The organism is Bradyrhizobium sp. PRIMUS42 (assembly GCF_023006515.1).
Classification (GTDB): domain Bacteria; phylum Pseudomonadota; class Alphaproteobacteria; order Rhizobiales; family Xanthobacteraceae; genus Bradyrhizobium.
In genome coordinates this window covers 1-9,449 of sequence record NZ_JALBGZ010000186.1, presented here as the reverse complement: position 1 = coordinate 9,449, position 9,449 = coordinate 1, and the positions used below count along the sequence as shown (strand labels likewise).

The following is a 9,449-nucleotide window of genomic DNA, read 5'->3' as shown; positions in this document are numbered from 1 at the left end:
ATCGGGCGCGGCGCTGGCCGCGGGCTTCGGTCCGCTCTCGGTCGGCTCGGATATCGGCGGCTCGATCCGCGTGCCTGCGCATTTCTGCGGTGTGTTCGGACACAAGCCGAGTCTCAGCCTGGTGCCACTGCGCGGATACGGTCTGCCGCCGGCACCACCCGTTCCCGGCCAGGGTGATCTCGCTGTCGTCGGGCCGATGACGCGCACGGCTTCGGACCTTGCGCTGGCGCTCGACGTGATCGCCGGCCCCGACGAGACGCGCGAGGGGATCGGCTATCGCCTTGAGCTGCCCGCCCCGCGGCATGACAATCTCAGGGATTTCAGGATCCTCGTGATCGATACCCATCCGCGGATGCCGACGGGTGACGCCGTACGTTCTGCCATTGGGCGATTGGCCGACCGGCTCGACAGATCGGGCGCACGGGTCGCGCGCGACAGCACGTCGCTGCCCGATCTCGCCGACTCCGCGCGGCTCTACATGAAACTGTTGAACGGAGCGCGGAGTCCGCGCCTGACACCGGCCGCGCTCGCGGAGGCGCAAGAAGTTGCCGCAGCACTGGTGCCCAACGACAACAGCCTGCAGGCCGAGCGCGCCCGCGGCTGGGGGATGCTCCATCGCGAATGGCTCGCGACTGACGCGGCCCGCCTGCAACTGCAACAGAAGTGGTATCAGTTGTTCCGCGAGTTCGACGCGGTGATCTACCCGTGCGCAGCGGTGCCGGCCTTTCCGCAGGACCAGTCCGAACCGTTCGACGCGCGACAGCTCGACATCGACGGCAAGCTCTACAATTACGCCGATGCTTGCTTCATCTGGGCCGATCCCGCCTCGACCTGCGGACTCCCTGCGACTGCCGTTCCGATCGAGCGCACGCGTTCGGGTCTGCCGATTGGCGTCCAGATCATCGGGCCGTACCTGGAGGACCGGACGACGATTGCACTCGCCGGGCTGATCGAACGCGAGTTCGGCGGCTTCGTCCCGCCGCCGCGGCTAGCTGCAATGCACTCCGCGAGATGATCGACTAAGTTCTGTTGGCCGACTGCGCCTCGACCGCCTCCACCGCCACGCTCGCCACTTGCCGCAGCGCTTCGCGATCCGCGCCGGATGACGCCATGACGCCCATGCCGACTGACACGGCCAAGACATAACGCGCGAGCGCGGCGGGATCGGAGCTCGGCTTCAGATCGCCTTCGGCCTTGGCTCGGATGAAGCGGTCGCGGAGCTGGTCTTCGTTCTCCGCGCGGCGGGCGGCGAGCTCGAACGGGACGTTCTCGGAGCCGGTGCCACAGGCGATGCCGCCCTGCACGAGCAGGCAACCGGGCGGATTGGCAGGATCAGTCTGCTTGTCGGCGATGCCCATCAGCATCCGCTCGGCGACGTCGCGGGCGGTCGGTGCGGCGACCACCTCGTCCATCCAGACACCGCGCAGCTTGCTGTAGCGATCGAGCGCGGCTTTGAGCAGGCCTTCCTTGTTGCCGAAACAGGCATAGAGGCTCGGGGGATTGATGCCCATGGCCTCGGTCAGCTGCGCGATAGTGGCGCCTTCATAGCCATGGCGCCAAAACACTTCCATCGCCTGGTCCAACGCCATCTCGGCATCGAATTCGCGGGGGCGTCCCATGCCCATGTGCCTGTCTCCTCGGAATCGGCGTCCCATATCCAGCTAACGCCGGATCCTATCTATTTGTTCTGGCTTTCTTTTTCTTGTGCCTTCCCATTGTCGCGGTATCGGCGTACAATTTTCTTAGCGAATGATACATAAGTATCTTGCATTGCGATATCCAGCTCCACATCTGTAGTGAACACTACATATCTGGAGCGCGCAAATGCACCCCACTCAAAATACCTCCAATGCCGGCCGCCTTCGCCGCCTCCTCGGCGGCGTCGCCATCATCGGCGTCCTTGCCGTGGCCGGTACGATCGCGGCCAGCCACTATTTTCGGCCGGCCCAGGCAACCGCAACGGCCGCCGCGGCTGAACAGGCGGTGCCCGTCACCGTCGCCATGATCGAGCCGCGGCAAACTGTACTGTGGGACGACTTCTCCGGCCGATTGGAAGCCATCAACCGCGTCGAGCTCCGCCCTCGCGTCGCCGGCGCGATCCTAGCAACCAAGTTCACTGAAGGCGCGCTGGTGAAGGCCGGCGACGTCCTGTTCAAGATCGACCCGGCGCCTTACGCGGCAGAGGTCGACAAGGCCAACGCCCAGCTCGAGGCGGCGAAGGCGCGCGTGGTATTCACCACCAGCGAGGTCGAACGCGGCGCGCAACTCGTCGGCAACGCCGTCGTGACACGCCGCGATTTCGATCAGCGCGAGAACGCCAACCGCGAAGCGATCGCCAACGTGAAGGCGGCCGAGGCGACGCTCCAGACTGCAAAGCTCAACCTCGACTACACCGAGGTGCGCGCGCCCGTGGACGGCCGCGTCGGCAAGATCGAGGTCACCGTCGGCAATCTCGTCGCTGCCGGCACCGCCTCCCCGGTGCTGACCTCGCTGGTCTCGGTCAATCCGATCTATGCGTCGTTCGATGCAGATGAGGAGGTCGTGCTGCGTGCGCTGAACTCGATCGCGGACGCCACAGGGCAGCGCGGCAAGCTCGACCAGATTCCAGTGGAGATGACGACCTCCGGCGGTCTCTCGGCGAAAGGCCACATCCAACTGATCGACAACCAGGTCAACGGCCAGAGCGGCACGATCCGTGTCCGCGCGGTCTTCCAGAACGAGGACGGGCGTCTCATCCCCGGCCAGTTCGCCCGCGTGCGCATGGGTCAGCCGAAGCAGCAGTCGCTGGTGATGATCGATGAGCGCGCGATCGGCACCGATCAGGACAAGAAGTTCGTGATGGCGGTCGGTGACGACAGCCGGGCGGTTTACCGGCCGGTCACGCTCGGCGGCGCCGTGGACGGATTGCGCATCGTGACTGACGGCCTGAAGTCAGGCGACCGCATCGTCGTCAACGGCCTGCAGCGTGTGCGTCCGGGCGCCCTGCTCAAGACGGAGGTCGCCGCAATGGGTGCGCGTGGGCAGCAAGCGGCTTCCAACCACAGCAACCAGGATGTGGTGCAACGCTAAGCCACGTCATTCCGGGGCGCGCGGGCAGCACGACCCCGGAGTGACGCAATCATAGAACACCAAGACATCACTTCTGGATTCCGGGTTCACGGGCTTCGCCCACGCCCCGGAATGACGGGAGAGCTGTCTCTCGCGCAGGGGCAAAGCCATGAATCTCTCAAAGTTCTTCATTGATCGTCCGATTTTTGCAGGCGTTCTCTCGGTCCTGATCTTCCTTGCCGGCCTGATCTCGCTGTTCGCGATGCCGATCTCGGAATATCCCGACGTAGTGCCGCCGTCCGTCGTGGTCCGCGCCACCTATCCCGGCGCCAATCCCAAGGTGATCGCGGAGACGGTGGCAACGCCAATCGAAGAGCAGATCAACGGCGTCGAGAACATGCTCTACATGTCGAGCCAGGCGACCACCGACGGCGCCATGACGCTGACAGTGACGTTCCGGCTCGGCACCGACCCTGACAAGGCGACCCAGCTGGTGCAGAACCGCGTGCAGCAGGCCGAGCCGCGCCTCCCCGCCGTGGTGCGCCAGCTCGGCATCATCACCAAGAAGTCCTCGCCCGATCTCACCATGGTCGTTCACCTGCTGTCGCCGAACGGCCGCTACGACATGACGTATTTGCGCAACTACGCCGTGCTCAACGTCAAGGATCGGCTGGCGCGGATCGACGGCGTCGGCGACGTGCAGCTCTATGGCGCCGGCGACTATTCGATGCGGGTCTGGGTCGATCCGCAGAAGGCCGCCGAACATGGACTGACCGCGAGCGACATCGTGCGGGCGATCCAGGCGCAGAACGTCGAGGCCGCCGCCGGCGTGGTCGGCTCCTCCCCGAACGTTGCGGGCATCGATCTCCAGCTCTCCGTCAACGCCGAAGGCCGGCTTGCGAACGAGGACCAGTTCGGCGACATCGTGGTCAAGACCGGCGCGCGCGGCGAAGTGGTGCGGCTGCGCGATGTCGCGCGCATCGAGTTGGGCGCCTCCGAATACGGCCTGCGCTCGCTGCTCGACAACAAGCAGGCGGTGGCGATCCCGATCTTCCAGGCGCCCGGCTCCAACGCGCTGCAGATCTCCGACAATGTCCGCGCCACCATGGCGGAGATCAAGAAGAACATGCCCGAGGGCGTGTCCTACCAGATCGTCTACGATCCCACCCAGTTCGTGCGCTCCTCGATCGAGGCGGTGATCCACACGCTGCTCGAGGCGATCGCGCTGGTGGTGCTGGTGGTGATCCTGTTCCTGCAGACCTGGCGCGCCTCGATCATCCCGCTGCTGGCCGTGCCGGTGTCGATCGTCGGCACGTTTGCCGTGATGCACGTGTTCGGCTTCTCCATCAATGCGCTCAGCCTGTTTGGCCTCGTGCTCGCGATCGGCATCGTCGTCGACGACGCCATCGTCGTGGTCGAGAACGTCGAGCGCAACATCGAGGCCGGGCTGTCGCCGCGTGATGCCACCTATCAGGCGATGCGCGAGGTCTCGGGGCCGATCATCGCGATCGCCATGGTGCTGATCGCCGTGTTCGTGCCGCTCGCCTTCATCTCCGGCCTCACCGGGCAGTTCTACAAGCAGTTTGCGCTGACGATCGCGATCTCGACCGTGATCTCGGCCGTCAACTCGCTGACGCTGTCGCCGGCGCTGTCGGCGCTGCTGCTTAGGGGACACAACGAGCCGAAGGACAGGCTAACGCTCATCATGGAAAAGGGCCTTGGCTGGTTCTTCCGCGGCTTCAACAAGGCTTTTACGCGCTCCTCGGAGAATTACGGCGGCAGCGTCACCAGGGTGATCTCGGGCAAGGCCGCGGTGATGGGCCTCTACGCGGTGCTGGTCGGCCTCACCGCCCTCCTGTTCCAGCAGGTGCCGAGCGGCTTCGTGCCGGGCCAGGACAAGCAATATCTGGTTGGCTTCGCCCGCCTGCCCGATGGTGCCACGCTCGACCGTAGCGAAGACGTCATCCGCAAGATGAGCGACATCGCCCTGACCCAGCCCGGCGTCGAGAGTTCTGTCGCCTTCCCCGGCCTGTCGATCTCCGGCTTCACCAACTCGTCCAACGCCGGCATCGTGTTCTCGACATTGAAACCGTTCGACGAGCGCAAGGATGCGGCCCTGAGCGGGAACGCAATTGCGGCCGACCTGAACAAGAAATATGCCGGCATCCAGGAAGCCTTCATCGCCATGTTCCCGCCGCCGCCGGTCAACGGCCTCGGCACCATCGGCGGCTTCAAGCTGCAGATCGAGGACCGCGCCGGTCTCGGCTATGAGGCGCTGAACGAGGCGACCAAAGCGTTCATGGCGGCGATGCAGAAGGCGCCGGAGATCGCCGGCGTGTTCTCGAGCTTCCAGGTTAACGTGCCCCAGCTGTTCGCCGACATCGATCGCACCAAGGCGCTGCAGCTTGGCGTGCCCGTGCCGGAGGTGTTCAACACGCTTCAGATTTACCTGGGGTCCTACTACGTCAACGACTTCAACAAGTTTGGCCGCACCTATTCCGTCCGCGTCCAGGCTGACGCGCCGTTCCGCGCCCGTGCCGACGACATCAGGCAGTTGAAGGTGCGCTCGTCTTCCGGAGACATGGTGCCGTTGTCGGCGCTGCTCACTATCCGCCAGAGTGCGGGGCCGGAGCGCGCGATCCGCTACAACGGGTTCCTCTCGTCCGACATCAACGCGGCAGCGGCACCTGGCTTTTCGTCGGGCCAGGCGCAGGAGGCGGCGACGCGGATTGCGGTGGAGGTGCTCCCGCCCGGCTTTGCCTTCGAATGGACCGACCTGACCTATCAGGAGTTCATCGCCGGCAATTCCGGCCTCTGGGTGTTCCCGCTGGCGATCCTCCTGGTGTTCCTGGTGCTGGCCGCGCTCTATGAGAGCCTGACACTGCCGCTCTCGATCATCATGATCGTGCCGATGGGCCTGCTCGCTGCGATGTTCGGCGTCTGGATCTCCAAGGGAGACAACAACGTCTTCACCCAGATCGGGCTTATCGTCCTCGTGGGACTCTCCGCCAAGAACGCGATCCTGATCGTCGAATTCGCGCGCGAGCTCGAATTCGCAGGACGGACGCCGATCCGGGCCGCGATCGAGGCGAGCCGCTTAAGGCTGCGCCCGATCCTGATGACGTCGATGGCGTTCATCATGGGCGTGCTGCCGCTGGTGCTCTCGACTGGTGCGGGCTCGGAGATGCGGCGCGCCATGGGTGTTGCGGTGTTCTCCGGCATGATCGGCGTCACCGTGTTCGGCCTGTTCCTGACGCCGGTGTTCTATGTGCTGCTGCGGACCGTCACCGGCAACAAACCGCTGGTGCATCACGGCAGCGACGTCGGCGTGGCGCCGGTTCAAGGTTCAGTCGCCAACCCTGGGCACTAGACCAGGGAAATCCCCGAGAGCAGCAACAGAACGAGCACGGTCTTGCGAAAGACCGTCTCGTTGACGCGGTGGAAGGCGATCACGCCGAGCACTGATCCGGCAAACAGCGCCGGCAGGCTGACCGCGAGATCCACGAAGACTCTTGACGACAGGTCCTGATGTCCGACCAGCAGGACGATCGCAAAGACCTGCATGGCGGCGATGAAAGGCTGCACCAGGCCGCGCTGCTCGCTCTTGGGCATGCCGCGCATGTCACACCAGATCGTCGGGATTGCACCCGGCATCGCCGTCAGCCCGCCGACGAGCCCACCTCCGAACCCGATCAGCGCGACCCAGTGCCGGCCCACCGTCTCACCGGCAGTCACCAGTGTCGGGCGCAGCAGCATGTAGGCCGCATAGAGCGCGACGACGATGCCGAAGCCGCGCCTGAGCAGATGCGTATCCGCGCTCTGCAACAGCGACACCGCGATGGGTACGCCGATCAATCCGCCGACGATCAGCAGGAGACTGCCCTCCCAGCGGATGCTGCGCCGGAGCGCCCACAGATTGGTTGCCTGCACGCCGATGCTGCACGCCATCATCAGCGGCACGGCCTCCAGGGGCTGAAACACCCGAAGCAGGATCGCGCCCGCCACGGCGGAGAACGCGAAACCGGAGAGCCCCGAAACGAAGGCGCCGGCGAATACGGCAACGCTAAGCAGAATCAGAGTCGTAACATCGGGCACGGATCGTCCTCCGGTCAATCGTAGGGGATCTGCGGGACAACAGAATCGGGGCTCTCGGTGCAGACGGCCGCCTCACGCGGAAACGACACGTGCATCGCGAGGGCGTGAGATCGTTCCAGAAGCGCCAGTCCGACCAGCTGAAGAGCGACGAGCGCCGCGGTCAGCACGATCGCGACGATGTTGAAATTACGCGCGCTCGAACGCAGCTTGGCCGGCGTCGCGCTCGCGCGCATCAGATCCGTAGGCATTTCCTGAAACATCCTCTTCCTTGCCGGCCGGAATGATTTCGTTCAAAGGCAATGTTTCGTCCGGCTTAGCCAGCAGATGGTGATAACGCTGCAATGCGCGCCGCGCGTCGATCTTGCGCTGCTCGCGAAGCACAGCGCCGACGCGAGCGACGATGTCACGGAACTTGTCGGCCATAGCAAGCGACGTCCTTCGCACGACGATCTCCTCTCAACCTGTACGAGAGAATGATGAGATTCACTCCAGCCTGCTGTGAGTTGCTTCACAAAAACTCCGATACGCCGAACAAGTATTCGTGTGACGTGTCTCTAGAAGAGAATGCAGAAAATCGCGTCATTCGATCGAATGACGCGCGATAACTTTCTGATGATGTCTATGTTTGAACCTGGCCCCGAGCTGCAGCGATCGGTCCGCAACGCGCGTGCGCGTCAGTGCAGAAGCGGATTGGAGAATCCCGCCGCAAGCTTGACGAGATCGGCCTGACGGGAAACGCCGGTCTTGGCGAAGACACGATGCAGATGCGTCTTCACCGTCGTCTCGGCGATCCCCAGCGCAGCCGCGGTCTCCGGCACACCGCCGACCTCGACGATCGACTGCAGGACACGCAGTTCCGCAGGCGTCAATTCGAACGTGCGGTCGATCAGGCCTGCACATGAGCGACTGTCGAGTTCCGCTTTCCAGACAAGCAAGGCCCCGACGGCCGCCGTGCGCTCCGTCGCACCATCGCGCAGCAGCGAGGGCAGCGCGATCACGTGTGCGACGTAGTGCGATCCGTCATGCGACGTCAGAGGGATCTTTCGACCGTCTGCCGCCGCCACGGCAACCTCTCCCGGATCACGGAAGATATTGCGCAGGGCGAGGTTAGCCTCGGAAGATCTCGTCACCAGCCGACCCGAGATGGAGCGTAGAACATCGTCGGCGGCCAGGATCGTCTCCGCGGCCGAATTGCTGTGGACGATCCGGCAGGTTGAATCGAGCAGGATGACGCCGGCGTTCAGGCGGTCCACGACGTCGGCCAGCGCGGTCGCGCGTTGCTGCTTCCGCTCGATCGCGCGGTTGATCATCAGAGCCCGGCTCGCATGCGGGACGAGGGACTGCATTCGCGCGCGCTGCTCGTCGTCGAGCATGTCCCTGCCCGGAATGACGGTCAGCAGCATCGGACACGGCGACTTCGATTGCTCCAGCACCACGTTGGCGACGTCGACACAGCCCTGGGGACGCAACCATTCCTGATAGAAACGGCCGCGGCGGTACTCGTCGAAATTCACGAGGTCGGGAATGTTGCGCACCTCGCCATACCCGGGAAGCCGGGCGAGCGGATCGTACCGCGCGTAGGTTTCGGAGTAGAGCTGGATGTAATGCGGATCAACCCCACAATAATAGTGCGTCGCGCCGGACTTGCTGACCGTATCCTTCGAAATCAAGCCACAGGCCTGGCTGCCGATGAACGCATTGAGCATGACGACGACGTCACGCCACAACTCAGGGTGGAGTCCCGCATCATAGATACTCTCGATCAGCTCGGAATGACCTGGAGGTCGGGGCATCGGAACAGCCAATGATGTCAAGCCTGGAGATTTGCGGAATGTTCTTCATGCCCGGCGGCTTCTGTGAGTCTATTGCGGAAGCAAAAGGTTCAACGCCGACAGCGATTTGCCGGTCAATGGACGAGCGGATTGGCAAATCCCGCCGCGAGCTTGACGAGATCGGCCTGCCGGCCGACGCCGGTCTTGGCGAAGACGCGATGCAGATGCGTCTTCACCGTCGTTTCTGCTATGCCGAGCGCTGCCGCCGTCTCCGGGACACCGCCGACTTCGACGATCGACAGGAACACGCGGAGCTCCGCCGGCGTCAGATCGAACGTCCGCGCGATCAATTCGCCACAAAACCGTCCATCGAGCGACACCTTGCGCACAAGCAGCGCACCGGCGGCATCGACCACGCGCTCGCTGCTGTTGCGCAGCAGAGAGGACAACGGCAGCAGATGAGCGACGTAACGCTCGCCCGTGGGTGACAGCAGCGGCACAGCATGGCCGCTTGCGGCAAGCAGCGCACCGTCG

At 64.2% G+C, this 9,449-nt stretch carries 9 protein-coding genes; 3 read left to right on the top strand and 6 right to left on the bottom strand.

The genetic code is table 11. The features are described from left to right. The coding region (locus MOV75_RS16220; protein ID WP_247006176.1) for an amidase family protein at window positions 1–1,015 on the top strand (1,015 nt) is incomplete at its 5' end. Window positions 1,016–1,019: 4 nt separating this feature from the next. Here the strand turns inward: MOV75_RS16220 and MOV75_RS16215 are convergent. After that, a complete protein-coding gene (locus tag MOV75_RS16215) occupies window positions 1,020–1,625 on the bottom strand; it encodes a TetR/AcrR family transcriptional regulator (RefSeq protein WP_246926015.1) in 606 nt (201 codons plus the stop codon). Between the two features lie 199 nt (window positions 1,626–1,824). Here MOV75_RS16215 and MOV75_RS16210 point away from each other — a divergent pair, with 199 nt between their 5' ends. Continuing rightward, on the top strand, window positions 1,825–3,069 hold the full coding sequence (locus tag MOV75_RS16210) for an efflux RND transporter periplasmic adaptor subunit (protein WP_246926016.1): 1,245 nt from the start codon (window positions 1,825–1,827) through the stop codon (window positions 3,067–3,069). A 148-nt stretch (window positions 3,070–3,217) separates the two neighbouring features. Then, window positions 3,218–6,418: an efflux RND transporter permease subunit gene (locus tag MOV75_RS16205; protein ID WP_246926017.1), complete on the top strand. Its 3,201-nt coding sequence runs from the start codon at window positions 3,218–3,220 to the stop codon at window positions 6,416–6,418. Here the strand turns inward: MOV75_RS16205 and MOV75_RS16200 are convergent. The 5 genes from MOV75_RS16200 to MOV75_RS16180 all read right to left on the bottom strand — a co-directional run. Further along, window positions 6,415–7,143 carry a sulfite exporter TauE/SafE family protein gene (locus tag MOV75_RS16200; RefSeq protein ID WP_246926019.1) on the bottom strand — a complete coding sequence of 243 codons (729 nt, stop codon included), beginning with the start codon at window positions 7,141–7,143 and terminating at the stop codon, window positions 6,415–6,417. The two genes, MOV75_RS16205 and MOV75_RS16200, sit on opposite strands and share 4 nt — an antisense overlap. Before the next feature lie 14 nt (window positions 7,144–7,157). Further along, a complete protein-coding gene (locus MOV75_RS16195) occupies window positions 7,158–7,376 on the bottom strand; it encodes a hypothetical protein (RefSeq protein WP_246926020.1) in 219 nt (72 codons plus the stop codon). Further along, the gene (locus MOV75_RS16190; protein WP_246926023.1) at window positions 7,330–7,566 is read right to left on the bottom strand and encodes a hypothetical protein; all 237 of its coding nucleotides are present in this window, start codon (window positions 7,564–7,566) and stop codon (window positions 7,330–7,332) included. The genes MOV75_RS16195 and MOV75_RS16190 overlap by 47 nt, the downstream gene beginning before the upstream one ends. Window positions 7,567–7,817: 251 nt before the next feature. Continuing rightward, window positions 7,818–8,936: a helix-turn-helix transcriptional regulator gene (locus tag MOV75_RS16185; protein ID WP_246926024.1), complete on the bottom strand. Its 1,119-nt coding sequence runs from the start codon at window positions 8,934–8,936 to the stop codon at window positions 7,818–7,820. A gap of 113 nt (window positions 8,937–9,049) precedes the next feature. Next, on the bottom strand, window positions 9,050–9,449 hold a 400-nt coding region (locus MOV75_RS16180), incomplete at its 5' end, for a helix-turn-helix transcriptional regulator (protein WP_247006174.1).

Bases quoted from the DNA above. Each gene is read 5' to 3' on its own strand.
- MOV75_RS16215 (WP_246926015.1), bottom strand. From the start codon at position 1,625: ATGGGCATGGGACGCCCCCGCGAATTCGATGCCGAGATGGCGTTGGAC.
- MOV75_RS16210 (WP_246926016.1), top strand. From the start codon at position 1,825: ATGCACCCCACTCAAAATACCTCCAATGCCGGCCGCCTTCGCCGCCTC.
- MOV75_RS16205 (WP_246926017.1), top strand. From the start codon at position 3,218: ATGAATCTCTCAAAGTTCTTCATTGATCGTCCGATTTTTGCAGGCGTT.
- MOV75_RS16195 (WP_246926020.1), bottom strand. From the start codon at position 7,376: ATGCGCGCGAGCGCGACGCCGGCCAAGCTGCGTTCGAGCGCGCGTAAT.
- MOV75_RS16190 (WP_246926023.1), bottom strand. From the start codon at position 7,566: ATGGCCGACAAGTTCCGTGACATCGTCGCTCGCGTCGGCGCTGTGCTT.
- MOV75_RS16185 (WP_246926024.1), bottom strand. From the start codon at position 8,936: ATGCCCCGACCTCCAGGTCATTCCGAGCTGATCGAGAGTATCTATGAT.